This is a genomic window from Nitrosomonas limosa, assembly GCF_054188085.1.
The window spans coordinates 976,218-1,002,576 of record NZ_CM135180.1 but is presented as its reverse complement, the minus strand read 5'-3'; the positions used below and the strand labels follow the sequence as shown (position 1 = coordinate 1,002,576).

The window sequence follows — 26,359 nt, the reverse complement described above, 5'->3', positions numbered from 1 at the left end:
GTTCAGAGTTATTCCATTAAATTAGTTAACACGCATTAAGCTATAAGCACCGCAATCGGTTACGACTTCCCATGCATCGCGATGCTCGTTGTACATTTTTTCGAGGGCATCTTCCACGCGGACGTAATAAGGACGACGGATGCCGTGATAATTGACCGGCGGGCCGATCGGATTGAAATTCAAACCGTAAAATCCCATCAGCTTATTCAGTGCAGGATCCGCAACGGACAACCAATGCCGGATATTGTATTTAACCGACATGCGCATAACCCCGGCCATCAGTACCAATCCTATGCTTAATCCGGAACGGCGATCCGACGCCCGTCGGTCTTGCGAAGTCCTTTTTTCGCTGTCGGTTTCGGCTGTTTCTTTACGGCGATCCTCCCGGCGTCGTTCGTCTCTACGGCGGTCAAATTGACTCATGACCAGGAAACGTGAAATTTCAGCAGTTTGCTGGCGAGGCAATGCTTTGATGTCGCAAAGCATCGGATCTGTCTGTCCGTACAATTCAACCGGCAGCAGTTTTGCGGGTTGTCGGTTATCCGGAAGAATCAATCGCACGGTACCGATGAATTCCCCGGTAGGGCGATAACGTAACAGCACATGACAGGAATGGCTATCATAACTGTCTTTTTCTTTCTCACCCGGGCAATGCGAAGGGTCAAATCCCGGTAACCGCTGTTCGATGCATAATACCTGATAGCGGATTCTGTAAACATGCTCAAGTAATTCGGCTGTATCTGCAATTACGATTTCAAAGAATTTTTGAAAATTTTGATACAAATCGTTCATAGAATCACCTAATTAAACTAGTCAATAAGTCTGTCATACTATTTCACTCAAGGAAAAAATTGATCCGTGCCGATCGGAAGTCAAAGTAAAAATAGTAAACTGCCGCTACGATATATCATCAGCGGAAAAGCACAGAATCTACGGTGCATTTCCTATTTTCCGGTTATGCGAAACAAAGCTTTTTCATTCAATAAGTAATATCTACTGGATCTATCAATCATTTAAGTATATTTAAAGCGAATATTCAACTGATCTTTATAATTTAGCTAGGAAATCGCAACAAACTTAAAGGCTTGTGCACAATAAACAACATTTGCACAGTGACTGACAAAACGCAGGGGGATCAAACCAATACTTCGACCGATTCGGGATGTCCCAGGAAAGCAGCGGGACTGGCGCTCAATCCATAAGCGCCGGATTGCAACACGACCACCAGATCACCCGCCGACGCTCTCGCCATGGGTAATTGTTCGGCCAATACATCCAATGGCGTACACAGCGGACCGGTAACCGAAACAATCTCTCGCTCACTGCCGTACACTTTATTACCGATCAATACTGGGTAATTTTTGCGGATAACCTGGCCGAAGTTACCGGAAGCGGCCAGATGATGGTGCATTCCGCCATCCGTTATGAGGAAGACTTGTCCGCGCGATAGCTTTCTTTCAAGCACGCGGCACACGTAAATCCCCGCTTCGGCGACCAGATAGCGCCCCAGCTCCAATGCCACCGCAGCTTGCGGTAATTGTCTCCGGATCTGCTGCATCAGGATATGTAGATGATCGCCGATAGCGGCAATATCCAGGGGCTGTTCTCCCGGAAAATAGGGCACACCGAAGCCGCCACCGATATTCAGCAACCGGACAGGCGAGGGCGCATGCCGGGCCAGTTCGATCGCTAGTTGAATCGCTTGTTCTTGTGCCTGTTGAATGGCGGCGGCGTTTAAGTTCTGTGAACCGCTGAAAATATGGAAACCAACGAAATCCAAGTTTAGCGAACTGATTTCCTTGAGTACGCCGGGGACTTGCTCGGCGTCGATTCCAAATGGTTTGGGGCCGCCGCCCATTTTCATACCGGCGGATTTGAGCTCAAAATCCGGGTTCACCCGGATTGCAACGCTGGGAGTGACGCCAATTGCCATCGCTTGCCGCGCGATGGTTTCCAATTCTTGCCGGGATTCGGCATTGATCACAACACCCGCTGCGATAGCACACCGTAGCTCGTATTCTTTTTTACCGGGTCCGGCAAAACTGATGCTGCCGGAATCGATACCCGTATCCAGCGCAATTTTCATTTCCCCGTTCGATGCGACATCCAAACCATCGACCAAGCCTGCCAAATGTTGTACGACCGCCGGCATCGGGTTTGCCTTAACGGCGTAATGCAGCAGGATCTCCGGCGGCAGATGCTGGCGCAGCAGGGCCACTCGCTCGGTGATTGCTTGGCGGTCGTAGGCATAAAACGGCGTGGAGCCGATACGCTGCGCCAGACGGGTCAGCGGCATGCCACCAATTTGCAAACAATCGTCTCGCACGGCAAATTGGGTCAGTGGCGCATGTTGCGGAAGTTGACGGTTCATCATGGGAGACCGTCAAACAACCGTTGCAATTGCTGCGACAAATATTTGCGATCGATTTTGCCGTTTGGATTTTTGGGCAAGCAGTGCGCGCGGATCTCAATATGACTGGGTACCATATAAGCGGGTAAGTGTTGCTTGCAGGCGTTAAACAGCGCGTCCGCATCGATTTGTATATCTTCCTTGAGGGTGACAATCACCGCGATTGCTTGACCCAAGGTAGGGTGGGGTATTCCGCAGGCAATCGCTTCCACGACGTATCCGGTGGCATAAATCACTTCTTCGATTTCCGTCGGACTGACGCGATAACCGGATGTCTTGATCATTTCATCACGGCGCTCGATGAAATACAGATACCCATCCGGATCCATGCGCACGGTATCACCCGACCAGGCGGCAATTTCCGGAATCGTCAAACCGCTGTGCTGCGGCTTGAGCGGCTTAAAGCAGGCGGCCGTTTTTTCGGCGTCATTCCAGTAGCCCATTGCGACCAGCGCGCCGCGATGAACCAGTTCTCCAGGTTCGCCGGGTGCGCAATGAGATCCATCTTCGCGCAGCACCAATACTTCGGCATTCGGGATCGCTTTGCCGATCGAATCAGGGCGCCGGTCAAGTTCTTGCGGCTCCAGGTAGGTGGAGCGGAAAGCTTCGGTGAATCCGTACATCAAAAAGATTTTTGTGTTTGGCAGAGCGGTGCGCAAGCGATCCAATGCCGGACGGGGCAGGGCGCCGCCGGAGCTGGTGATGTAGCGCAACGAAGGTGTCGCGCCCCAATCCAATTGCGCCAGTTGCGTCCATAGCGGCGGGACTGCGGCAATACCGGTAACCTGCTGTTCGTCAACGATGCGGATAATGTCACGCGGCAGCAGGTAATTCATCAGAATGTTGGCGGCTCCGGCATAAAATGCGGTTGTCAATTGACTGAGTCCGTAATCGAAACTTAATGGCAGTATGGTTAAGATCCGGTCGCCGGGCCGATTTTGCAGGTATTGCGTGACACTTTTTGCGCCCGCCATGAGATTGCGATGCGATAGCACCACGCCTTTGGGTTTACCGGTGCTGCCGGATGTATAAATGATCGCGGCCATGTCGCTGTCGATGCTTGTCAAGGCGGACTGAGCGCCATTGACTTCATCCCAGTTGACAACAGTAATGCCTGGAATAACCGGAGATTCGCCTTTGCTATCGATCACTGCAATGGTGTGCAAGTTGTGGCATGACGCTAATTCCTTCTGCAGCAGCTTAAGCCGTTCCAATGAAGTGACCAATACTCGCACATTGCAATCGGCAAAAATATAGCGGACTTGCTCCGGTTTCAATACCGGATTGACCGGCACAAAAACACCCCCGGCGGCGGATGCCGCAAATAATGCGATCACCGCCTCGAAACGCTTTTCAAGATAAACAGCAACTCGTTCGCCGCGCGCTAAGCCGAGCGCCTGAAATCCGTTTGCTTTGGTTGCGACTTCCGTGGCCAGGGTTTGATAGTGCATCCATTGATTTTGATAGGACAATGCAGCAGCATCCGGTGAGCGGTCAGCGGCTGAAAAAATCAAGTCATGGATTAAATCGGTCATGGGTCGATTGCTTCATCGTGATGTTCAAAAATGAACATTGGGTTAAATTGCTCGCATTATAATCATGTTTAGTGTCTGCTTCGAATAACCTATCGCCAGCAGTCCAGAGCCGGGCAAAGAGAACACGGCTTTTATAGAATCGCGTAAACTATGCCCCCTGTATTTATTCGCTACTAAACAATCGGTTCAACAATCATGAAGGTACGCACACGTTTTGCCCCCAGCCCCACCGGTTATCTCCACATCGGCGGCGCACGCACCGCGCTTTTTTCCTGGGCTTACGCCCGTAAACATGGCGGGGATTTCATCTTGCGCATTGAAGACACCGATCTGGAGCGCTCAACGCAACAATCCATCCAAGCAATTCTGGATGGCATGGAATGGTTAGGGCTGGATTACGACGAAGGGCCGTTTTACCAAATGCAGCGGTTAGCGCGCTACCATGAGGTTGCCGAACGATTATTGCAAAATAACCAGGCATATTATTGCTACGCCAGCAAAGAAGAATTGGAGCAAATGCGTGAACAGCAATTGGCCGCGGGTTTGAAGCCGCGCTACGACGGTCGCTGGCGCGATAGCAAGAAAACTCCGCCCGCTGGTGTGAAACCGGTGATTCGTTTCAAAAATCCGCTGGATGGCTATGTGTCGTTTAACGATCAGATCAAAGGAAAAATCACCGTCGCCAACAATGAACTCGATGATCTGGTGCTGTTGCGCGGCGATGGCGTCCCCACATATAACTTCAGCGTGGTGATTGACGATCTCGATATGAACATCACCCATGTGATCCGCGGCGACGATCACGTCAACAATACCCCGCGCCAGATCAATATCCTTAAAGCCTTGGGTGCTACTTTACCGGAATATGCGCACGTGCCGATGATCCTCGGCGCCAACGGCGAGCGTTTATCGAAACGGCATGGCGCGGTGTCGGTGATACAGTATCGCGACGATGGTTATTTGCCCGAAGCGTTATTGAATTATCTGGCACGGCTCGGTTGGTCGCACGGCGACGAAGAGATTTTCAGCCGCGAGCAACTGGTTGAATGGTTTGATTTATCCGCGATCAGCCGCTCTCCGGCCAAGTTCAATCCGGAGAAACTGCATTGGATCAATCAGCAATATCTCAAAACTACCGATAATGCGCGTTTGGCTGATCTGGTGGTGCCTTTCCTCGCTAAGGATAACTGCCCGCTGAATGGCGGCCCCGATCTGGCGCAAGTCGTCGATTTGCTTAAAGAAAGGGTCAATACCATCGAAGAACTGGCCGATGCCGCCGTGTATTTTTACCGTCCGCTGGAACCCGCCGAGGAACTGAAAGCGCAGCATTTAACTGCGGACGCCAAACCGATCGTGACCGGTTTGATGGAAACCTTCAAACAAATCGAATGGACGCGCGAAGTCATCCATCAGGAAATAAAAAACGCCGCCAAAGCGCACGACGTCAAATTGCCGAAAATCGCGATGCCATTGCGGGTGATGGTCACCGGCGAAGTGCATACGCCTTCGATCGACGCGGTACTGGCATTGCTTGGACGCGATGAAACACTGGCTCGCATGAACAATCAACTCGGCAATTTCCCCGGTTGATCTTTGCTTTACAAGCCATCATCGCATCAGTATAATCCACGTTCCTTTGATCAGGGGGTATAGCTCAGCTGGGAGAGCGCTTGCATGGCATGCAAGAGGTCAGCGGTTCGATCCCGCTTATCTCCACCAGTTTCTTACTGTGGATTAAGCGACGCTGTAACGACATATCACATTGTCCCCATCGTCTAGAGGCCTAGGACATCGCCCTTTCACGGCGGTAACAGGGGTTCGAATCCCCTTGGGGACGCCAATAGAACAACAGGTTATAAAAAATTACAACCTGTTCTGCTTTAAATGCTTATTCTGCGCGTAATGTATGAAAACAAAAATATCATCATTACTGCGGCATACAATTTTTCTACTCAATCGATCTATAGTAGGCAGTAACTCAACCTGAATAAGATCCGCTATTTGACAGAAAAATTACACATTACGCGAAATCCAAAACCTTTGTATCGAGTACCAGCATCAAACTCGCCGCGGACAGATGAACGTATATACTTAGAATCATAGGCCCAGGAACCTCCACGCACTGCACGTGAGCCGAATTCATCCATGCGAGCGCATTGCTGCTCCTGTCCATTGTATTGATCCTGCCATGCCGAACAAGTCCATTCCCAGACGTTTCCAGATGTATCGTATAGCCCGTAAAGATTTGCTTTAAATTGTCCTACTGGAGCCGCTTCATGATTGTCCCATTGACTCCCGCATTGACTACAATTGGCATTATTTATCCCAACTTCATTACCCCACGGATAAGCGGTTTTCAGTCCCGCTCGTGCGGCGTATTCCCATTCCGCTTCGGTCGGCAAACGGCAGCTAAGTCGTTTCTGTTCCCCTAGCCAGATTGCAAAGGCCATTGCCCCGTGCCAATTAATCTTTACTGCGGGCAATTTTCCCGTGGTATTTTCTTTGTCAGTTGACTGGGTATATAAACCTTTTTCTGCTTGGTTTCTAAATTTCTTTGCCCGTATGTAGCTATCATACTGCTCATTGGTGATTTCGTATTTGCTGATGTAAAAAGGCTGATCAATCTGGATATGTTTACCTGGAATACCGAAGTACTTTTTTTCTTCCGCTCCAAGCTCTTCTATAAATACGACGTCCTGCTCACCCATTTCAAAAGAACCAGCCGGTATCAATACTAGTTCGGGAAAAATGATTTCACCGGATTGCATTAGATTAATGCCAGAGTCGATTTGATTCCGAATGAACATGTCATAGATTGACCGAATAAAAGGAATACTCATGATTGCCAGAATCGCAATAACCGTAATCCACAAAAATCTGCGGAGTAATAAAATATGTTGGCGATCTTTTCTCAAAATTTATTGAACCTATATTTTTTACACGGTATGGCTTTTGTTGATCAAAGGGTAAAATTCATTCGCATATCGATAAAAAACAGCTTAATTTTTATGCAAAAGTTATAAATCTGAAAACTATGAAACTTACACGCGCTATAAAGCAAATGCGCTAGTTTTTCTTCAATTGTCGGATAAGAGGCTATTGAGAATATTCTGCCGGTCGACGGGCGAGTTGGTCAGATCTTTGCTCATGCGGTTTCTCCCCAGACACGGTTGATGACAACTTTGATTTTGTCTTCGAAGAGCCGGATCAATTCCTTGTTGGCGTTGACCAGGCGCTGCTCGGCTTCGATTTGGGCGACAATGGCGCGTTGAGTATCAAGATCGGGAAATGGAACCATTCTTTCCAATACTATTGCTTGAGAAATTGAAGGTTGGCCACCAACTTTTGCATACTGATTCAATTTGAGATGTGAAAGTAATAATGCCAGGAACAACAGATCTGATTCTTTAAAAAATTCCTTCACATATAAACCATTATCAGTTATCCATGACTTAGGTTGCGTTACATGTATCGCACCACAGTATGCACCGACTCTACCTATAACGATCGTTGAATCTTCAAGAAAATAATCAGAATGATAACCGTTGATTCCGTTGCCGCCATACACTGGGTATGGTCCGTCGCTCTTCATCACATTAGAAAGAAATTGACCACTTGAGAGCTTAATTAATTTACTTAACTCTATCATTGGCCAATCGGGATCAATCGAAATACGGGGCAGGTAGTTTTCAACAACTTGGCGGGCGCCGTCGATGATTTTTTGATACCCCTCGATCTCCGCGACGATCTCTTTTTGCACTTCAAGCGGCGGGAGAGGTATTTCGTATTCTTTCAGCTTACTGAAGTGGCGTTGATAACCAGCTGTTTCTAATGGTTTGAGTCGCAGAACATGAAATAGATAGCACGGATCGAGCACATCTTTCGTTTGAAGAATCTTAATGCCATCTGCGCCTTGCGCGAAAGGAGAATCAATGAGCTTCACGACGCATGTGTGATCACCAAAAATTACCAGAGGCTTTTGCGGATAGATTAATGACGATCCATCATTTATCCATCCCGCAATTTGATTTTGCGATTGATCGATAATTGGAAACTGACCGAATAAACCAAATTCTGTTTTTTGAATCTTGATAGGTGGTGTAATGGTTTTAACGAATTCACCAATCTTAATCAAAGGGTAGTCGGTTGAGTGAACACTCCCTTCTTGATATCGCTCACCACTCAAATTCCACTCGCCATTCCCGCCAATTTTCTCCTTAGCCACGAGACTCAGATTGGCAATTGACTCAACATTAAACACCGCACCATTACGCACGCCATCCAGCCATCCTTTGATAGCTCGCACCGTTGCCGGTAAATCGTTATGATTGACCGGGCGGCGTTGTGCGCCGAGGTGATAGCCGTCGCTGCCGATTTTGGCGAATAAAATTGCATCGGTCTTTTTCGCCAGGCGCTTGTCCATGACCAGGATCGAAGTCTTGACGCCACTGTAGGGATTGAATACCCCGGCGGGCAGCGAAATCACCGCGACCAGATATTGTTTTACCAGCATTTCGCGCAGTTGTTTGTAGGCATTGCCGCTTTGGAAAATGATGCCTTCGGGCACAATCACGGCGGCGCGGCCATTAGGCGTGAGGTGTTCGGCGATATAGTCGACGAACAAGACTTCCGAGCGTGTCGCGGCCACGGAAAACCGTTTATGCGGCTTGATGCCGCCTTTCGGTGACATGAACGGCGGATTGGCGAGGATCACGTCGGCGAGTTCGTTCCATTTCTCGTCGCTGGTGAGGGTGTCGTATTCGTCGATATGCGGGCTGACAAAGCCGTGCAGATACATATTCACCAGCGACAGGCGCACCATGTCGGGTGAAATGTCGTAGCCGCGGATATTAGCGGCGAGGCGGTTTTTATCGTCCAGCGTGAGCAGATCGCCCTTGTAATGCAGCGGGCTGTCGAGCGTCAGCGCTTCCAGCGGCACGCCGGTTTCGTCAAAAGCTTCGCGGTCTTGCTGCGTCTTGTAGCCTTTCGTATTGTGCTTGAGGATATGTTTGTACGACGAAATTAAGAAACCCGCCGTGCCGCAGGCCGGATCGAGGATCGATTCGTCCTTTTTCGGGTCGATGAGCTCCACCATGAAATCGATGATATGGCGCGGCGTGCGGAATTGCCCGGCATCACCCTGGCTGCCCAGCACCGACAACAGGTATTCAAAGGCGTCGCCCAGCCGTTCGGAATGATCGTAAGTGAAACCGTTAATTTCCTTCAGAAAGCTGCGCAGCGTTTCCGGATCGCGGTATGGCAAATAGGCGTTCTTGAAAATATCGCGGAACAGCGCGGGCACCCCCGGGTTTTCGTTCATTTTGCCGATGGCTTCGGAATAAAGGTTCAACATATCGAAGCCGCCCATGCCCGGCGCCATCAAGTTGGACCAACCGTATTTGGCAAATTCACCGGTAAAAAAGCTGCGTTTGCCGCCCAGGTCTTCGGCTTCTGCGTCCATGTCGTCCATGAACTTATAGATCAGCGCGATGGTGATCTGTTCGACTTGCGATTTGGGATCGGGTACTTTGCCGACCAGGATGTCACGGCAGGAATCGATGCGGCGTTTGGTTTCGGAATCCAGCATGGGTTATCGGGTTACTTGAATGGGTCGAGTGGAACGTACTGGTTGATGTATTCCGGGATGCGGTTGCGCCATGCCACGGGTACAGCCGTGAAATCAGCCATATTAAAACTTGGATTTACGTTCAGTTCAGTCAGGCGGCCATTTTCGATGATGTAACGCAGATGGCCATCGGTGGCATACGCCTTAAAATAGTTCTTCAGTGCGAGGATGGCATCCGCGTGCAATTCCAATTCTTCCGGCGACAAATCAAGCAAAAGTTTCTGAAATTCGTCTTCCAATAATTCATCCTTCGACTTGAATCCGGGAATCAGTCCAAACACTTTTTCCAGCAGTTCCCGGAACCCCAGGTGACGATCCATGCCAGCCGCGCGGCGCAAGGTTTCCAGAGAGAAAAATTCTTTCGGTTTGTTGAATAAATGGCGATGCACGTAATCGGTGGCTTGATCCCATTGCGCATTTTCAACCAGGGTTTTCAGCGTGCTATCGCCTTGGGCTTTCTCTTCAAATTTGTTGAAAAACATGCGGTCGATTTTCATGCCGTGCTCGCCGATTTGATGCTCCCCGAGCGCGGTAAGGGTATCCGCACCGCCGTATCGGAACGAACCCGGTGGCGACGGGGGCGGTGATATTTCCGATTGTCCGCCGTTTTGCTGCGATCGGGGTAATTGCAACTTTTCGTTGTAATCGAATTTTTCCTCGAAGTATTCGCAATTGGCAAAGAAATCGAATAGCTTGAAGCGGGTTTTTTCTCGTGTTCCGAGTTGCTGTTTCAGTGCCGGATCGAAAAGCTGTTCCAGAAAATCATGCTTGCGCGTGCCGCGTCCTTTGATTTGCACGAAATCTTGCGGCGAGAAAATCGGACGCATCATCGCCAGATTCAATATATCCGGGCAATCGTAGCCGGTGGTCATCATGCCGACGGTGACGCAAATGCGCGCTTTGCTGGTGCGATAGTTTTCTTCGAAATTGGCCGAGCCGAGCAAATTATTGTTGGCGAAGTTGAGGGTAAATTGCTGCGCTTCGGGGATCAGCGAGGTCACTTGCACGGCGAAGTCGGATTGATATTTGCCGGGGAAATAGGCATCGGCCAGTTCGTTGAGAATTTGCGTCAGCTTGGCGGCATGATTTTGACTGACGGCAAACACGATGCTTTTGCCGGTTTCGCCGCTGATGGGGTCGCGTAGCGCATTGCGCATGAATGTTTCACAAAATAAGCGATTGGTGGCTTCGGAGAAAAAATTTTTCTCGAAGTCTTTTTGATAAAAATTTTCGGTTGCTTCATTGCCGTCGCCGTCCGCCACGGCAATCGCATAGCCTTTGTCGGATAACAGTTGGGTGGTAATGTCGCTGCGCGCATCCACGACCAGCGGATTGATGAGAAATCCTTCGCGCACGCCGTCGAGCAGCGAGTAGCGGAAAGTCGGCTCGGCGGATTCGCAGCCGAAAGTGCGGTAGGTATCGAGCAACAGACGCCGCTCCAACTCGCGCGGATCGCGCGTATTGGATTTGCTCTTGTCGAATTGTTTCAGATAATCCTTTGGCGTTGCAGTCAATCCCAGTTTATAACCGACAAAATACTCGAATACCGCACGTGCATTGCCGCCGATGGAACGATGCGCTTCATCGGAAATCACCAGATCGAAGTCCGTTGGCGAAAACAAACGCTGGTATTTGCCGTTAAATAGCAGGGACTGCACCGTGGTGACAACGATCTCGGCGTTGCGCCATTCGTCTCGACGTTCTTTGTATATGACCGAAGTGTAATCGTTCTTCAAATAGGCGACGAATGCTTTGTTGGCCTGATCTTCCAGTTCCAGCCTGTCCACCAGAAACAACACGCGGTGCGCGTTGCCGGTGCGCAGGAAAAGCTTGATGACTGCGGCGGCAGTCAGTGTTTTGCCGGTACCAGTCGCCATTTCGAACAGAAAACGGCTTTTTCCTTCCGCCACCGCGTCTTGTATCGCTTGGACGGCGCGCTTTTGATAATCGCGCAGAAACCGCAGCCGGTTTTTGGCGATGAAACCGGTGCGTTCGCCTTCATTTTTCCAGCCTGCTTCATTCGCATAGCCCGGCATTTGCGTTAGCGCGATATAGTCTTTTGAGACCATTTCGGTAATCAGCCGCTGCGGGTCCGGCTGGAAGCGCTGGCATCCCTTGATTGAATCCGGGCTAGGAAAGCGCGTAATGACATGCGGATTGCCTTGTTCCAGATCCCAGAAATAATGCAGGTTGCCATTCGAAAGAATCACGAAGCGGCAACGCTGCGATTGGGCATAGCTACGTGCTTGTTCCTTGCCGATCAGCGGATTCTTATCCTCGGCTTTGGCTTCAAGTACGACGAAGGGATGACCGTGTTCATCCAGCAGTAAGAAATCAACAAAACCCTGGCGGGAAGTTTCAAAATTTTCTCCCAAGGCATCGCATTTAACCGTGGTCAGCTTGACGTTGGGTTCCAACACAATGTTGGCGTTGCCAGAGGCATCATCAAAAAAACGCCAACCGGATTCTTCGAGTAGCTTATTGATCTTGATTCGTGCCTTGGCTTCTTTAGCGGCCATAAAAAATGAGCAATCCTATTGACATGCTGAGAGGCGTTTTGCTGGTGCTTACAATCGCATATTGTAATGTACCGTAAAACCTAGCGTAATCCAATCAATTGCTACTCGATGATTAATAGCTAAAAATTTTGCTCTGACTTGCAGCAGACTAAAACACCATTATCTTGAGAGTAAATTCAGCACGATCAGCAAAACTGCAAAGAAAGCGGTGTAGTACGAGAATTTTTGCGCATCCTTGGCGTGGTCTTCCTTCGACGGGAATTTTATGTCGGGTGTCTGCTGGCCATATTTTTTGCGGATAAACTGATAGACGCGGTCGTAGTTTGAGTGCATGTAATGATGGTAGATCATCAATGTCAGCGAAACGATCAGGCAGATCCATCCTAATAGCTCGATCATTGTTTGTCCTTTCGTTCAGGGATTAATTGTGTGTCAATCTGGAAAGGATACTTTATACAATATTTACAAGCTGTTCGAATACTGTTTTCATGAAACTCCGAGAAAGCGCAGATTGATTTGCTCGCTGGAATTCGTTGCGGGATAAGGGCGCAAGCAGTGGAAGAGGGGGGCAGCGTGGCATCGAAAAATTATTGATGCCGGAATTAAAGCGATGAGCGATGAGTTTTTTCGGCAGCTTAGGCTTTTGTCATTGCCTAAGCTGCCGCTGCATGATGTAGATTCAATTATTTTTTGCGGCGTGCGGCAAATCCCAGCAAACCGAGTCCTGCCAGTAGCATCGCGTAAGTTTCAGGTTCCGGAACGGCGGATATCTGAAAGGCTAATTCCGTGCCGTGAGGATTCCAGCCATTACCTTCACCCAAACGAAAAGCGCTGCTGCCGGATGTTTGCGAATTTTCCCAAAGCCAATCGTCCGTGTGGCCACTGGTGTCATTGACCACCGACAGCCAATACGTCGTTCCCGCCGTGAGTGTGGTCGATGGTACGGAGGCTGAATAGTTGTAGATGTCGATGTTCCAGGTTGCGTCATCAATGCCGCTATCGATCCGGTTAACCGCATTGCCTACATTGAAAGAATAAATCGGATTGGTGTCGGGAATGCCTCCTAAATCGCTAAATATTCTGATTACGAAATTATCCGCGGCGGTAGGGTTATTGGATGCATAATACGAACCGCTCCAGCTAACGCCGGTGAATGTATTGCTTCCCGCGCCGAGCACAAAGTTATCGGCCATTTGCTGAAATGGTTGCAGCGCGCCGTCAAAATCGCTCCACCAACCCCTGCTGCCATCAGCGCTGCCGTTATCGTAAACGACAGTTGCGGCGGTTGCTGGCAGCATCCATCCGAAAGACGGTACCGCGACAGCCAGAACCAGCAAAGATCGTAATTGTTGACTGGCTGATTTTTCAAAGTTATGCATGACTTTCATGGTTTTACTCCTGTTGTGGAAATTGCAATCATGATTATAGTTAAGTGCGGACATTCAGCCTATCAATATTTTTTTCTTCTATAAATTAAACGTGAAATCACCATCCACAATCCGTGTGTGCCGAAGGGAAATGGTCGTCGCATTCCCACTTCGTGCCATTGATATTGATGATGAATGATTGCGTCCGAATCACTGAAGCCGCGGGTCGTTGGAGTGATTCAATCCCGCGACATGCTTGAAAATTTCGCAACAAAAGCGGGTGTGGATTCAGAAATCGCTGAGAACAGCTTAAATCCGGATTTTGGAATGGTGGCCAAGGGCGGAATCGAACCACCGACACAAGGATTTTCAGTCCTCTGCTCTACCGACTGAGCTACTTGGCCATTTTGAAACTGAGATAAACGAACAATCCGTCAAATTGCAGAAAAAAGATTATTCGGTGAAGTGGCGCGCCCGGCAGGATTCGAACCCACGACCCCTTGGTTCGTAGCCAAGTACTCTATCCAACTGAGCTACGGGCGCAAAGTACAATCTCTTTACTAGCAGCTTGTTAAGCAACCGGGGGATTATATCAGATTGAAGCTAATGCGGGATTCGAAGTTACGCTTTTGTTACGGTATTCGATCTCTTCAAACTGTAATCGACCAAGTCGACTCGAATTGCCAACCATCACATTTATTTTGCGGGGGCGATAATGGTCGATTTAGCCGATCTTGTCAAGGCTAAGGAAACACTGATTGATTGCCTGCGCAGGCGATTTACTGCGTGCGGCAGTGCTTAAAAACTTGCCTATCATTATGATATATCTCGTTTCTTGCGCCATCCGGCTTGCATTTCGTCTTGTCCGGCGAATTAATCATCATGTTCTTAACTACCATCGGTTTGTTCACTTTAGACGTCTTCTTCTGGTTCCGGGTCTTCTTTATGCGGTATCGGTGCGGTTATCCCTGAGCTGTGCGGTGCATTGATTTTTCCGGGTATTTTCGGTGTTCTGCAAATCACATCGGCATTTTGTGCGCGATGCCGCAAAGCGTGATCGATCAGTACGAGGGCCAGCATCGCCTCGACAATCGGTGTTGCGCGAATACCGACGCACGGATCATGGCGGCCATGTGTTTCGACAATGGCAGCGTTACCGTCTTTATCGATCGATCGTCTTTCCAGACGGATGCTGGAAGTCGGCTTGATGGCTACATTAACGGTGATGTCCTGGCCGGTCGAGATGCCGCCCAGAATGCCGCCGGCATTGTTGCTCAAGAACCCTTCCGGTGTCATTTCATCGGAATGTTCCGTGCCGCGCTGCGACACGCTGGCGAATCCGGCGCCGATCTCAACACCTTTAACGGCGTTGATGTTCATCATGGCATAGGCGATTTCGGCGTCCAGGCGGTCATAAACCGGTTCGCCCCAACCCACCGGCACACCTTGGGCAACCGCACTGATCCTGGCGCCGACCGAATCACCGGATTTACGCAGTTGATCCATGAATTTTTCCAATTGCTCGACAGCGTTGTTGTCGGCGACGAAAAACGGGTTGGTATTGATGTCTTCCCAGCGTTTGAATGGTACCGGGATCGGGCCGAGTTGCGCGAGGAAGCCGCGGATGACGATGCCGTATTTTTCCTGAAGCCATTTTTTGGCAATGGCGCCGGCGGCAACGCGAACTGCCGTCTCGCGCGCTGAAGAGCGTCCACCGCCCCGGTAATCGCGGATACCGTATTTTTGCCAATAAGTGTAATCGGCGTGGCCCGGACGAAAAACATCCATGATTTTGCTGTAATCCTTGCTGCGCTGATCTTCATTGCGGATTAACAGGGCAATCGGTGTGCCGGTGGTTTGTCCTTCAAATACACCGGATAGAATTTCGACAGTGTCGGATTCGCGCCGCTGTGTGACATGCCGCGATGTGCCGGGTTTGCGCCGGTCCAGTTCGAGCTGAATATCTTCGGCGCTGATTGCCAGCCCTGGCGGGCAGCCGTCAATAATGCAACCGATGGCGGGGCCATGCGATTCGCCAAATGAGGTGACGGTAAAAAGCGTTCCAAGTGTATTTCCAGACATACAGATGCATTTACGGATGAGTTTATGATGCAAGAGTCTATCATACGCACCCGGGTTTTCGACAGCGTGAATATTGCCTCGCCATACCGGTCAAGCGGTCAAAGATTGAGACACATCAACAATCAAATTCGGTCATCGTGTTATACCTGCGCTAAAATGCGAGGTATTGCAGATTGGTCTTGAAATTTGGGACCTTTGTCATAAAAAATTAATCCCAGGAGTTTGCATGAGTACACCACGAGTTAAAGAGTTTCTTTTGAACTTGCAAAATAGCATTGTTAAGGGGCTGGAGCAGGTCGACGGCAAAACCTTCAGGCGCGATCAATGGGATCGCCCGGAAGGTGGCGGCGGGATGAGCAGCGTGATCGAAGAGGGGAACGTGCTGGAGCGCGGCGGCGTTAATTTTTCGCATGTATTCGGCCCCGGTCTGCCGGCGTCGGCGACCGCTGCACGGCCTGAATTGGCCGGACGTTCGTTTGAAGCGATGGGCGTGTCGCTGGTGCTGCATCCGCGTAATCCTTACGCGCCGACCGTGCATATGAACGTACGCTACTTTGAGGCACGCAAAGAGGACGCGGAGCCGGTATGGTGGTTCGGCGGCGGCATGGATCTGACCCCTTATTACGGTTATGCCGAAGACGCAGTACATTTTCATCAGACTTGCAAGGATGCGCTGAAGCCTTTCGGTGATGATTGTTATCCGCGATTGAAAAAATGGTGCGATGACTACTTCTATTTGAAACATCGCAAAGAGCCGCGCGGTATTGGCGGTGTGTTTTTTGACGATTTGAATCAGCCGGATTTTGAGACATGTTTTCAGTTAACACGTAACGTCGGTGAAAATTTCTTGAATGCCTACCGGCCGATTTTGGAGCGTCGCAAGGATGAAACCTATGGCGAGCGCGAGCGCGATTTTCAGGCATACCGCCGCGGGCGTTACGTTGAGTTTAATTTGGTCTGGGATCGCGGCACATTGTTCGGCTTGCAAACCGGCGGGCGCACCGAATCGATACTGATGTCTTTGCCGCCCATTGTAAAATGGCGCTACGACTGGAAACCTGCAGAGGGTACTGCGGAGTCGAAATTGTATACGGATTTCTTGGTCGGTAAGGATTGGGTGTGACTGTCCGGTGAACAAAGTATCGCTCAATAGCCAGATCTTGCTGGGAGTGGTATCCGGTGGGATCCTTGGTTTCTGGCTGGCGGGACTGGAGCAAGAATCCGGAATTGCGCAAAGTGGATTATATGCAGCAAAGCTGATCGGTTCTTTATTCACCGATCTGCTGCGGATGGTTCTGATTCCGCTGGTGTTTACATCGATCGTGGTTGGAGTAGCCAATCTGCGTTCGCACCAGCAAATGAATCGTGTTTGGCAAGTGACACTGGTTTTTTTTGTGTCGACGATGGCTGTTGCGGTGGTGCTGGGTTTGACGGCTGCCAATGTATTGCAGCCAGGCGGTGGCTTGCAGATCGCAATGTTTCAGGATGCAATGCAAGGTTTCCAGGCGACGCAAATGTCACTCGCCGATTTCTTCGCGCAGTTCATGCGTTCGCTGTTTCAGAATCCGGTCGCGGCGCTGGCGCAAGGCAATGTGCTGGCAGTGGTGATTTTCGCTTTGTTGCTGGGCATCGCCTTGGTTATTGGCGGTGAACGCTACCGCAATATCCTGGTATTGATGCAGGAATTTCTGGAATTGATCCTGATGCTGGTCGGCTGGATTATGCGCTTGGCGCCGCTCGGGATTATGGCATTGGTATTGCAGTTGGTGGCTTCACAAGATGCCGGGTTGTTGTCAACGCTGATTAAATTCGTAGGGATCGTCATAGGAACCACATTGCTGCATGGGTTGGTGGTGTTGCCGCTGATTTTATTCCTGATGACCGGCATGACGCCTATCCGGTTTTGGATGGGTGCACGCGAGGCATTAATGACCGCCTTTGCAACCAGTTCGAGTGCTGCGACCCTGCCGGTGACGCTTCGTTGCGCCGAACAACACCTGCATGTCAAACGTGATGTGGCCGGTTTTGTCATTCCGGTCGGTGCAACCATGAATATGGATGGCACGGCGCTTTATGAAGCCGTGGCTGCTTTATTCATTGCTAATTTGGTGGGGATTGAACTCAGTTTGACGCAGCAATTGATTGTATTCATGACCGCTATGCTGGCCGCCATTGGTGCGCCAGGTATTCCCAGTGCCGGCATGGTGACGATGGTCGTGGTATTGCAGTCGGTTGGGTTGCCGGTGGAAGCCATCGCAATTTTATTACCGGTCGACCGTCTGCTCGATACATTTCGCACGACGGTCAATGTCGAAGGTGATCTGGTGGGAAGCCTGGTCGTGCAGTACTGGACCCGGAGTGATGGTCCGGGTGTATAAGACTTGTAAGATTCTATCTTAAATCAGATCGTTATCTCGGAAGCGTTGCTGGATTTCCAATACTTTTCCGGCGTTATTGATTAAAGCTTCGACGCAATCACGGTCCAGTTTGGAATTGGACATTTGCCGGAGCAACGCAAAAGCTTGTTCATTACTCCATGCCGCTTTATACGAGCGCCGTGATGTCAGCGCGTCGAACACGTCGGCAACGGCGCTGATGCGCGCTTCAATGGGGATTTCGTCGCCTTTCAGGCCACTCGGGTAACCGCTGCCGTCAACCGCTTCATGGTGAAACTCGGCGATATTGCGCAGGATGTTGGTATGACCTAGCGCACCCAAGCCAAAATCTTGCAATACCGAGTCGATAATTTCACGGCCTTTGATCGGATGCGTTTTCATGACATCGAATTCGGTGTCGTCGAGCTTGCTTGGTTTGCGCAGAATGTTATCCGGAATGCCGATTTTGCCGACATCGTGCATCGGCGAAAACAGGAAAATATGTTCAATCTGTTCGTCGCTGATGCCATAACTGGCCGCCAGTTCACGCGCGATTAGCCGCGCGTAGTGCGCGGTACGGTCGATATGTGATCCGGTTTCAAGGTCGCGGTAATGCGTCATGCTGCGGGCGGCTCGAACTGCCGCCAGCAAGGTTCGAATCGCGGCCAATTCGTTGATGACCATCAGCGCGATCAAGTGGCCGTAGATGTCAATTTGCCGCAATGCCCTTGGGTCAAACGGGTGTTCTTGCAGCGAATTAAAAAACAAAAAGCCAATAAAAATACCGCTTTGATACAGCGGCATGGTATAGCTGGACTTGTAACCTTTGGCTGCGACGCGTTGGGTGTGTTCGTGAGTGCCTTTCGCAAAAATGTTGAGATCCTGCACTAAGCGCGGACGACGGTGTTCGATTATGGCATGTAGCGATGGCGCTGCACTCAATGGCGCTTCGTAGGTAGTTACCGGGCTGTCGCAGCCTTCCGTGCTGTGGGTATAGGTTTTGAGCATTTGCGTTTTTTCATCATATAGGGCGATCGCCAATCGATCGATGAAGGGAAAATCCTGGCGGATAATTTGGTGCAAGAAACGCAATTTTTCTGTTAAAGGTATATTTTCATGCAAATTAGCCAGGGTATCCTGGTGCGTAAAAAGATCTTCTTCTGATTGCATAAAATTCCTTTGGGAAAATTCCGGTGATAGCAACAAGCGGTTTCTCAACGAACTTGACTGCGCGCCGCATTTATTTCAGACGACTGCTTAATTTTTACATTTTAAACGATTTGTCGCTGTCTCGGCATGCAGGCTTATCAATCCATTCAGGCGGCAATATCGCGATGTGACAATTTGCCGCGCGACAATTTGTCACATTCCCAAATGGAATCATTCTTCTTACAATTTTTGCAACGTGAATCAATCGAGTCAGAGCAGTCTGGGATTATCACGGCAAGCCCAAATGAATAGTAACGCTAACGGAGGATGATGAACGGACAATCGGGTTCGTACGCATAAAACTTATGAAGATACCAACAAGACTTGAGCCATTATTTGAAGAAGGATTGATCGACAGCGTTATATGCCAGCTCATGAGCGGTAAAGAAGCAATGGTGTATATGGTTCGCAGTGGCCAACATGCGTTATGTGCGAAGGTGTATAAAGAGAGCAATAAACGCAACTTCCACCATATTGCAAGCTATACCGAAGGACGCCGTATCAAAAACAGCCGGCGTGCCCGGGCGATCGAGAAAGGGAGTCATTATGGCCGTATCGCGCGAGAGGAGGGTTGGCAAAATACTGAAGTTGACATGTTATGCCGGCTTGGCATGGCCGGAATCCGGGTGCCGAAATTCTATAGTTTTTTTTCCGGTGTTTTATTGATGGAGTTGATCACCGATGCCGAAGGAAATGTTGCGCCACGATTGAACGATCTACCCCTCTCACCGAAACAGGCGCGAGCTTATCACAAGACTTTGATTAACCATGTGGTGCAGATGCTGTGCATGGGGATAGTGCACGGTGATCTGTCACCTTACAACGTTCTGGTGGATGGTCAAGGGCCGGTGATTATCGATTTACCTCAAGCCGTAAATGCAGCGGGAAATCAACAAGCCCGCATGATGATCAAGCGTGACATTGATAATCTGACAAGTTTTTTTAGCCGGTTTGCTCCGGATCTTGCGCAATCCGACTATGCATCCGAAATTTGGAGCTACTACCAGCGGGGTAAATTGCCGCAAGCACATCTAACCGGGATGGTTAAATCCCACAATAAACCAGTGAATGTGGGCAGCATTTTACAAGCTATTGACAGTGCAAACCGGAAAGAGCTTGCTTGGCAGCGGCACAAACATGCAAAATTGAACGGATATTCAGCATACTACTGAGATCGGAAACACATTATCACCCCGCCCAGCAAGTTCATTGACCTGAGCATGCAGGCTTATGCTATAATCCCAATTCTGACGCGGGGTGGAGCAGTCTGGCAGCTCGTCGGGCTCATAACCCGAAGGTCGTAGGTTCAAATCCTGCCCCCGCAACCAAATAAAAAAAAACACTTAGAGAATAAAATCCTAAGTGTTTTTTTGTTTTTCAGGCATCGTGTAAGGCTAGTGTAAGAAAATTGGGTAAGCGCCAAGCAATAAAAAACCCGCCGAAGCGGGTTCATGTCGTTAACGATAAAGAGTCAACTTTCTATCACAGGCAATTTAGAAAATTGATCAAGCATATAACTCAACTCTGAGTCAATCAACGATTCAATTTTTTTCAACGATTCTTTCTCGACACAAGTGGCGCGATTCTCTTGCTTGTTGCTGTAACTCCATCGCGAAATTGTCTAGCACGTTCAAACAATATTTTTTCAATGACAGCTTTTTCAACTAATGAACCAGTAAGCTTTTCATATTCGACTGAAGCCTGAAGTGCCAATGCTTTTTCTTTTAATGCGCGGGCGTTTCTGTAAAGCTTATCCGCGTCGGTTGTTTCAAGGTCAAGCTGCGCGGAATTGTTTAGCACGGCTTGTAACTCTTCCAATGTGCGAGTATCTCCCGTGGTTTTATTGGGAACCGGTTTCATACATTGGTTTCCGTCAATCCGCCATGATTTAGTTTGCGTTTGGTCAAGGTTACGCTTGCGCCATTCAATCGCGCTTTGCAATGAATCGCCAGGCATTCCGCGCTTCTTCAGCCTGTTGCACATTTGCTGACTAATGCCTAATTGTTTCGATAATTCTGAAGTTTTCATTTAATACCTTGTTTATAAAAGAAACCCACTTAAAAAATTGCTGGGCTAGAATTTAGACGGGGTTCGAATTACCCTTGATAGTCGGCCCTGCAAAATTCACATGACCGTAGCGGAGACTTTGTATACAAGAAAGCTTCGCCAATATATGGTTGTTTTGCGCGGAAGCGTTTGATCAACTGCAGCAAGGCAAAGGGCAACAAAATACCTTTTAGCCCCAACCGGAGTACTGCCCTCATCAGCCAGCGCAAGTTGTATCCCGCCGCACACAACACAGCATGGAGCGCATCTCCCAACTTGCCCTGCAACCAGCAGCGGTCCATTCGGTGACCCGACTTTAAATGCCCAATCGCAGGTTCCACGGCCTGACGACGTTTGAGCCAGCGCCGCTGCGGCGTTGTGAGTGACTTGTACTTGCCACGATGGATGATGTTCACGTCCGGGTTGTCGGCATCCACGCCTAGAAATCCGAGATCGACAATGACCTGCTTCGGCGTTGATCCTGCGTTTTCGAGTAACGTCTGTGTCTGTGTGAGTTGCTTATGAAGGATATGGCCATCGTAGGGATTGCCGGGGAAGGTTTTTGCACCGACCATCAGGCCGTTCTTATGCGTGATCGCAATGCTGGCTTGTTGACACCGGACGAAAATTGACCAGGTAATTCACGTATTTTGCCTAAATTTTAGGCAGGAGAATTTAAGAGGTGATTACCATGGTTATGTATGGAAAGATACGACGGATGTTTTATCGAGAACATCTGTCGATTAATGAAATTCAGCGCCGCACGAGTTTGTCGCGGAACACGATCAAGAAGTGGTTGAAAGCGCCAAGCGATAGCGCAATGAAATATCAAAGAGCGAAGAAGCTTGGCAAGCTGACAGCGTTTCAATCCAGGTTATTGCTGGCGCTGGAAGCGGATGCACGTCGTCCGAAGAAGGATCGGCGCACGGCGTTGATGCTGTTCAAAGAGATATTGAACGCAGGTTATACAGGCGGTTATACGATTGTGTGCGATTTTGTTCGTAACTGGCGCAATCAAGGCGGACAAAGTAAAACGGCGTATGTGCCACTGAAGTTCGCGCTGGGCGAAGCGTTTCAGTTTGACTGGAGCGAGGAATGGCTGGTGATCGGCGGCATTCACCGCAAGGTATTGGCAGCACATACCAAGCTATGCGCCAGTCGCGCCTTCATGTTATCGGGTTATCCGTCACAAAGCCACGAGATGTTATTTGATGCCCATACCCGTGCATTCACTGCCTTTGGCGGCGTGCCGAAACGCGGCATTTACGACAACATGAAGACGGCCGTGGACAAGGTGTCCAAAGGTAACGGGCGTGTGGTGAATACGCGTTTCTTTGCGATGACGGCGCATTACCTGTTCGATCCTGATTTTTGCAATGTGGCTTCCGGCTGGGAAAAAGGTGTTGTCGAGAAGAATGTTCAGGACATGCGCCGCCGCATATGGAATGAAGCCAAACAACAACAGTTTGGCTCATTCGATGACTTAAACCGATGGCTTCGCGCTGTCGCACACTGTGGTCTGAAATCGAGCATCCGGATTATGCGGGCATCACCCTTGCCGATGCACTGGAACAGGAACAATTGTACCTGATGCCGATGCCAGTGCCGTTCGATGGCTATATCGAAGTATTGGCGCGAGTGTCCAGTACCTGTCTGGTTACATTGCAGCGTAATCGTTATTCCGTACCTTGCCGCCTGGCCAACCAGATGGTAGCCGTTCACCAGTATGCCGGTCATATCGAAATCGTTCATGACAATGCGATTGCTGCACGTCATGTCCGGTTGTTGGATAGCGATCAGGTCAGCTATGACTGGCAACATTATATTCCGGTCATCGAGAAGAAACCGGGCGCATTGCGTAACGGCGCACCGTTTGCGGAACTGCCAGCGTCCCTGTTGAAATTACAGACAGCACTGCGGCGTAGAGAACGACAGCAAGCCGATCGAACCATGTCCAAAGTGCTGAGTCTGGTGCCAATGCATGGATTGGAAGCGGTATTGGTTGCCGTTGATCTGGTGCTCGAATCCGACGTGATAAGCGCTGAGCATGTTGCCAATGTATTGGCGCGGCTGAAACACACCGACATGCCGGCGCCTGTGGAAACGACGCTTAAACTCAAGGAAGAACCGCAAGCCAATACCGCGCGCTATGACCGCCTGAACCGGCAGGAGGTGTCGCATGTCTGACATACTGGCGCAAAACTCAAGGCACTGAAATTACATGGCATGGCTGGCTGTTATGCCGATCTTCAACAACAGATTACGCCTGATATTGCTGCTGAATTCGAGTCATCCGGCAAAATGCTGCGGCAATTACTTCAAGCCGAAGCAATCGAGCGCAACATCCGTTCCATCCGCTATCAGACACAAGCTGCCAGGTTCCCTGTGCGGCGTCATTTACAGGGATTCGACTTCAGTCAATCCAAAGTCGATCAACAATTGATTCGTCAATTGGCCACGCAGGAATTTACTGCTGCCGCACAGAATCTCGTGCTGGTTGGCGGCACCGGTACCGGCAAAGCGCATCTGACCATCGCCATCGGTACTTCAGGCATACAGCATCACGATAAGAAGGTGCGATTTGGAAGCCGCCATCGATCTAGCCAATAGCCTGGAACGGGAAAAATCAACCGGCAAGCAAGGCAGGTTTGCCCTAAGCTTGTTGCAGGTTGATCTGGTCATTCTCGACGAACTGGGCTATCTGCCATTCTCACAAGCCGGCGGTGCGTTGCTGTTCCACTTGCTCTCCAGGCTTTATGAACGAACCAGCGTAATCATTACCACCAACCTCGCATTCGCAGAATGGAGCAACATATTCATCGACGCCAAAATGACCACCGCGTTACTGGATAGACTCACGCACCATTGTCACATCATCGAAACCGGTAACGTGTCTTTTCGTTACATACAAAGCGCTGCAAGTGCAAAGATCAGAATACAGCAACGGGAAAAAGAAAAATGTGCATCAGAAGAAAATTCGGTCAATTTGTAGTGATTCACGATTGAATCAAAAACACCAACTGGAGGAAAAACACCAACTCAGTCTGGTCGACTTATCCACAGATGCAGGGTATCCTGTGCTCTGTTCCTCCCTGGTCAAATTTCAACCGTAATGGGTGGTCAATTTTAAACCGGTATCAACAAGAGACCTTTGCACGGTGTCATGAGCGGTACGAGAATAAGGCAAAAATTTGCGAAAAAGCGGAGTTTACATGAGGTAAATGAGCATTTTCCGCGAATTTTTAACGCAATTATCGTGCCGCGTAGTAACCGTGCAAAGGTCTCAAGAAATCAATAAAGCAGTGATTCAATGAGGTGGAAACCGCTTCTCAAGTAAACCTATCGATCTTCCGTAGTTATCAATCTCCTGAAAATGAAGATTTTTGGGTAAATACAAAAGAATAATTAAATTTTAAGGATTTTGGTACGCGATTGATCGAATCCAATATTGTCATTGTCATAAATAAATTATCGGATTACTTTGGAGGCCTTTTCTTGTGAAGCAGAATGGTCCATTTGGCTTGCTCTCAACGATCAGCGATTTCCTTGTTTGTATTGATCCACAAGGCAGAATTAAACGAGCATCCACAACCTCGCATACATTTCTTCAAGTATCGAAAGAATTATTACAAGAATCAATTGAAAGGTTTGTACAGCCGGAGGATTTGGTACTCCTCACCGAAGCTCGCAAGAACGCAAAAAAAAGTGGTGAAAAACAAGTTTTTGTGTGTCGGTTATTACGCCAAAGTGTTCTACCGGTTTGGGTCAATTGCTATTTGTTTTATTTGCCTGACGATTCATTTCTCATCGCAGCGTTTGATGCCATGCATTGGAAAGAAAATGAGGATCGGTTAATTTATTTATCGACTCATGATGCATTGACGGGTTTGCCTGGGAAGGTACTGCTAGATGATCGCGTTACTATGAATATTGAAATGGCGCGTCGGGAAAAACAATTTTTGTCGTTAATCGTATTGAGTTTGGATGGGTATAGAAAGATTAACGACTTGCTGGGTCATGCTGTCGGTAGTGAATTGATCAAAGCTGTAGCTGAGCGCCTTCAGATCTGCGTACGTCGCAGCGATACCGTGGCGCGTGTCAGCGAGGATGAGTTTGCGATGATCATGATGGGTGTTGGTCAAGATAATATCGAGATGATCGCGAAAAAGATTATGGCCGCCATGCAGCGAACATTCCGTATCCAAGAACATACATTGCATATCCGCACGAATCTCGGGATCTCGATCTATCCTGCGCATGGTGAGAATTTCCTGCAGTTGTTCCGTAATGCGGAGACTGCGATGTATCGTTCAAGTTCGTCAGGAAAAAATCACTGGAGTATCTACTGCGATCAGATCAGTGACATCGAAAGAAGCGATTTGTCTCTTGAATCTGCGATGTATCAGGGTATTGAGAAGGGTGAGTTCATGCTGCACTATCAGCCGATATTTTGTGCGCGAACTGGTCAATTGAAAGGCGCTGAGGCTCTGATGCGATGGTTGAACCCAAAGCAAGGATTTATCTCACCCATGAAATTTATCCCACTGGCAGAAAGTAGCGGTTTGATAAAGATTCTTGGTGCTTGGGCATTGCGTAGCGCGTGTCTCCAAGCGAAGCAATGGCAAGATGCGGGGCTTAGAGAATTTTATATCTCCGTAAATGTATCGCCGCACCAGTTTGTTCAAGATGATTTTCTAGAGCTAATCAACAGAACACTGCATGAATCGGGTTTGTTGCCATCGTGTCTGGTACTGGAAATTACAGAAACCATTTTAATGGATAACCATCAGAAATCAAAAGATATTTTGGCTAAATTACATGCAGTTGGAATCAAAATTGCAATTGATGATTTTGGTACCGGCTATTCTTCGTTGGCTTATTTGAAAAATTTTCCCTTATCGGTTTTGAAGATTGATAAGACATTTGTGGATGATGTGGTCAATAGTCTGGAAGATATGGCCATTATCGGTGCCATCCTTAGCTTGGCCGATGGCCTGAATTTGCAGGTAGTGGCGGAAGGTGTCGAAACTGATGCTCAGTTGGGCTTTCTGAGGGAGGAAGGCTGCGATCTGATTCAAGGGTATCTAACTGGTAGGCCGATTAATGCCGAGTCCTTTAAAGAGCAACACATCGTATGACTATCCTGGTTTCACTCAGCAAACTGTATCGCTTTGAAATCAGAATCAAATC

16 protein-coding genes, 5 tRNA genes and 4 pseudogenes are annotated in these 26,359 nt (G+C 49.1%); 10 read left to right on the top strand and 15 right to left on the bottom strand.

Annotation, left to right across the window (positions count from 1 at the left end):
- Positions 1-21: 21 nt before the first annotated feature.
- The 3 genes from ACV7NC_RS04455 to ACV7NC_RS04445 all read right to left on the bottom strand — a co-directional run bounded on the left by ACV7NC_RS04455 (position 22) and on the right by ACV7NC_RS04445 (position 3,945).
- Complete coding sequence (locus tag ACV7NC_RS04455) at positions 22-792, bottom strand: PEP-CTERM/exosortase system-associated acyltransferase (RefSeq protein WP_458154263.1); 771 nt, start codon at positions 790-792, stop codon at positions 22-24.
- A 343-nt stretch (positions 793-1,135) separates the two neighbouring features.
- Positions 1,136-2,374, bottom strand: a complete 1,239-nt coding sequence (locus tag ACV7NC_RS04450; protein WP_458154262.1) for a pyridoxal-dependent decarboxylase, exosortase A system-associated — start codon at positions 2,372-2,374, stop codon at positions 1,136-1,138.
- Entirely contained in the window at positions 2,371-3,945 is a 1,575-nt protein-coding gene (locus ACV7NC_RS04445) for an acyl-CoA ligase (AMP-forming), exosortase A system-associated (RefSeq protein ID WP_458154261.1), read from the bottom strand. Before ACV7NC_RS04445 ends, ACV7NC_RS04450 begins: the two co-directional genes overlap by 4 nt.
- 195 nt (positions 3,946-4,140) lie before the next feature.
- Here ACV7NC_RS04445 and gltX point away from each other — a divergent pair, with 195 nt between their 5' ends.
- From gltX to ACV7NC_RS04430, 3 genes are all read left to right on the top strand, one after another.
- Positions 4,141-5,535, top strand: coding sequence for a glutamate--tRNA ligase (gltX, locus tag ACV7NC_RS04440; RefSeq protein ID WP_458154260.1), 1,395 nt, complete (start codon positions 4,141-4,143; stop codon positions 5,533-5,535).
- A gap of 53 nt (positions 5,536-5,588) precedes the next feature.
- Positions 5,589-5,664 (top strand) — tRNA-Ala (locus ACV7NC_RS04435).
- 45 nt (positions 5,665-5,709) lie between these two features.
- Positions 5,710-5,785 (top strand) — tRNA-Glu (locus ACV7NC_RS04430).
- Between the two features lie 157 nt (positions 5,786-5,942).
- On the opposite strand, the gene ACV7NC_RS04425 is transcribed toward ACV7NC_RS04430, so the two are convergent.
- The 9 genes and pseudogenes from ACV7NC_RS04425 to aroC all read right to left on the bottom strand — a co-directional run bounded on the left by ACV7NC_RS04425 (position 5,943) and on the right by aroC (position 15,539).
- Positions 5,943-6,860, bottom strand: a complete 918-nt coding sequence (locus ACV7NC_RS04425) for a formylglycine-generating enzyme family protein (protein WP_458154259.1) — start codon at positions 6,858-6,860, stop codon at positions 5,943-5,945.
- Positions 6,861-7,090: 230 nt separating this feature from the next.
- A complete protein-coding gene (locus tag ACV7NC_RS04420) occupies positions 7,091-9,532 on the bottom strand; it encodes an N-6 DNA methylase (RefSeq protein ID WP_458154258.1) in 2,442 nt (813 codons plus the stop codon).
- An 11-nt stretch (positions 9,533-9,543) separates the two neighbouring features.
- The gene (locus tag ACV7NC_RS04415; protein ID WP_458154835.1) at positions 9,544-11,640 is read right to left on the bottom strand and encodes a DEAD/DEAH box helicase family protein; all 2,097 of its coding nucleotides are present in this window, start codon (positions 11,638-11,640) and stop codon (positions 9,544-9,546) included.
- 99 nt (positions 11,641-11,739) lie between these two features.
- Positions 11,740-12,090: pseudogene (locus ACV7NC_RS04410) on the bottom strand (type I restriction enzyme HsdR N-terminal domain-containing protein); the annotation flags it as partial.
- A 159-nt stretch (positions 12,091-12,249) separates the two neighbouring features.
- Positions 12,250-12,489, bottom strand: coding sequence for a hypothetical protein (locus tag ACV7NC_RS04405; protein WP_458154257.1), 240 nt, complete (start codon positions 12,487-12,489; stop codon positions 12,250-12,252).
- Positions 12,490-12,773: 284 nt separating this feature from the next.
- Entirely contained in the window at positions 12,774-13,478 is a 705-nt protein-coding gene (locus ACV7NC_RS04400) for an FxDxF family PEP-CTERM protein (RefSeq protein WP_458154256.1), read from the bottom strand.
- A 307-nt stretch (positions 13,479-13,785) separates the two neighbouring features.
- A tRNA-Phe gene (locus ACV7NC_RS04395) sits at positions 13,786-13,861 on the bottom strand.
- Positions 13,862-13,923: 62 nt separating this feature from the next.
- A tRNA-Arg gene (locus tag ACV7NC_RS04390) sits at positions 13,924-14,000 on the bottom strand.
- Between the two features lie 369 nt (positions 14,001-14,369).
- Positions 14,370-15,539 (bottom strand): chorismate synthase, encoded by a 1,170-nt coding sequence (gene aroC / locus ACV7NC_RS04385; RefSeq protein WP_458154255.1) that lies wholly within the window; start codon positions 15,537-15,539, stop codon positions 14,370-14,372.
- Between the two features lie 226 nt (positions 15,540-15,765).
- On the opposite strand from aroC, the gene hemF reads away from it, so the two are divergent.
- Together hemF and ACV7NC_RS04375 are read left to right on the top strand one after the other, a co-directional pair.
- Positions 15,766-16,662 (top strand): oxygen-dependent coproporphyrinogen oxidase, encoded by an 897-nt coding sequence (gene hemF, locus ACV7NC_RS04380; protein ID WP_458154254.1) that lies wholly within the window; start codon positions 15,766-15,768, stop codon positions 16,660-16,662.
- A gap of 7 nt (positions 16,663-16,669) precedes the next feature.
- Positions 16,670-17,917 carry a dicarboxylate/amino acid:cation symporter gene (locus ACV7NC_RS04375; protein WP_458154253.1) on the top strand — a complete coding sequence of 416 codons (1,248 nt, stop codon included), beginning with the start codon at positions 16,670-16,672 and terminating at the stop codon, positions 17,915-17,917.
- A gap of 18 nt (positions 17,918-17,935) precedes the next feature.
- Here ACV7NC_RS04375 and ACV7NC_RS04370 read toward each other — a convergent pair whose 3' ends face one another.
- On the bottom strand, positions 17,936-19,084 hold the full coding sequence (locus tag ACV7NC_RS04370) for an HD domain-containing phosphohydrolase (protein ID WP_458154252.1): 1,149 nt from the start codon (positions 19,082-19,084) through the stop codon (positions 17,936-17,938).
- A 344-nt stretch (positions 19,085-19,428) separates the two neighbouring features.
- On the opposite strand from ACV7NC_RS04370, the gene ACV7NC_RS04365 reads away from it, so the two are divergent.
- Positions 19,429-20,295, top strand: a complete 867-nt coding sequence (locus tag ACV7NC_RS04365; protein WP_458154251.1) for a PA4780 family RIO1-like protein kinase — start codon at positions 19,429-19,431, stop codon at positions 20,293-20,295.
- A gap of 79 nt (positions 20,296-20,374) precedes the next feature.
- A tRNA-Met gene (locus ACV7NC_RS04360) sits at positions 20,375-20,451 on the top strand.
- Positions 20,452-20,674: 223 nt separating this feature from the next.
- Here the strand turns inward: ACV7NC_RS04360 and ACV7NC_RS04355 are convergent.
- A complete protein-coding gene (locus ACV7NC_RS04355) occupies positions 20,675-21,151 on the bottom strand; it encodes a hypothetical protein (RefSeq protein ID WP_458154250.1) in 477 nt (158 codons plus the stop codon).
- A gap of 191 nt (positions 21,152-21,342) precedes the next feature.
- Positions 21,343-21,780 (bottom strand): annotated as a pseudogene (locus ACV7NC_RS04350) (transposase); the annotation flags it as partial.
- Positions 21,781-21,860: 80 nt separating this feature from the next.
- Between ACV7NC_RS04350 and istA the strand changes: the two are divergent.
- From istA to ACV7NC_RS04335, 3 genes and pseudogenes are all read left to right on the top strand, one after another.
- A pseudogene (gene istA, locus ACV7NC_RS04345) lies at positions 21,861-23,356 on the top strand (IS21 family transposase).
- A gap of 39 nt (positions 23,357-23,395) precedes the next feature.
- Positions 23,396-24,161: pseudogene (istB, locus tag ACV7NC_RS04340) on the top strand (IS21-like element helper ATPase IstB).
- Between the two features lie 505 nt (positions 24,162-24,666).
- Positions 24,667-26,307 (top strand): EAL domain-containing protein, encoded by a 1,641-nt coding sequence (locus ACV7NC_RS04335; RefSeq protein WP_458154249.1) that lies wholly within the window; start codon positions 24,667-24,669, stop codon positions 26,305-26,307.
- The last annotated feature ends 52 nt before the right edge of the window (positions 26,308-26,359 follow it).

What these genes read in the sequence shown, in the direction of transcription:
- ACV7NC_RS04455 (WP_458154263.1), bottom strand. Translation starts at nt 792, where the DNA reads ATGAACGATTTGTATCAAAATTTTCAAAAATTCTTTGAAATCGTAATT.
- ACV7NC_RS04450 (WP_458154262.1), bottom strand. Translation starts at nt 2,374, where the DNA reads ATGATGAACCGTCAACTTCCGCAACATGCGCCACTGACCCAATTTGCC.
- ACV7NC_RS04445 (WP_458154261.1), bottom strand. Translation starts at nt 3,945, where the DNA reads ATGACCGATTTAATCCATGACTTGATTTTTTCAGCCGCTGACCGCTCA.
- gltX (WP_458154260.1), top strand. Translation starts at nt 4,141, where the DNA reads ATGAAGGTACGCACACGTTTTGCCCCCAGCCCCACCGGTTATCTCCAC.
- ACV7NC_RS04420 (WP_458154258.1), bottom strand. Translation starts at nt 9,532, where the DNA reads ATGCTGGATTCCGAAACCAAACGCCGCATCGATTCCTGCCGTGACATC.
- ACV7NC_RS04415 (WP_458154835.1), bottom strand. Translation starts at nt 11,640, where the DNA reads ATGGTCTCAAAAGACTATATCGCGCTAACGCAAATGCCGGGCTATGCG.
- ACV7NC_RS04405 (WP_458154257.1), bottom strand. Translation starts at nt 12,489, where the DNA reads ATGATCGAGCTATTAGGATGGATCTGCCTGATCGTTTCGCTGACATTG.
- ACV7NC_RS04400 (WP_458154256.1), bottom strand. Translation starts at nt 13,478, where the DNA reads ATGAAAGTCATGCATAACTTTGAAAAATCAGCCAGTCAACAATTACGA.
- aroC (WP_458154255.1), bottom strand. Translation starts at nt 15,539, where the DNA reads ATGTCTGGAAATACACTTGGAACGCTTTTTACCGTCACCTCATTTGGC.
- hemF (WP_458154254.1), top strand. Translation starts at nt 15,766, where the DNA reads ATGAGTACACCACGAGTTAAAGAGTTTCTTTTGAACTTGCAAAATAGC.
- ACV7NC_RS04370 (WP_458154252.1), bottom strand. Translation starts at nt 19,084, where the DNA reads ATGCAATCAGAAGAAGATCTTTTTACGCACCAGGATACCCTGGCTAAT.
- ACV7NC_RS04365 (WP_458154251.1), top strand. Translation starts at nt 19,429, where the DNA reads ATGAAGATACCAACAAGACTTGAGCCATTATTTGAAGAAGGATTGATC.
- ACV7NC_RS04355 (WP_458154250.1), bottom strand. Translation starts at nt 21,151, where the DNA reads ATGAAAACTTCAGAATTATCGAAACAATTAGGCATTAGTCAGCAAATG.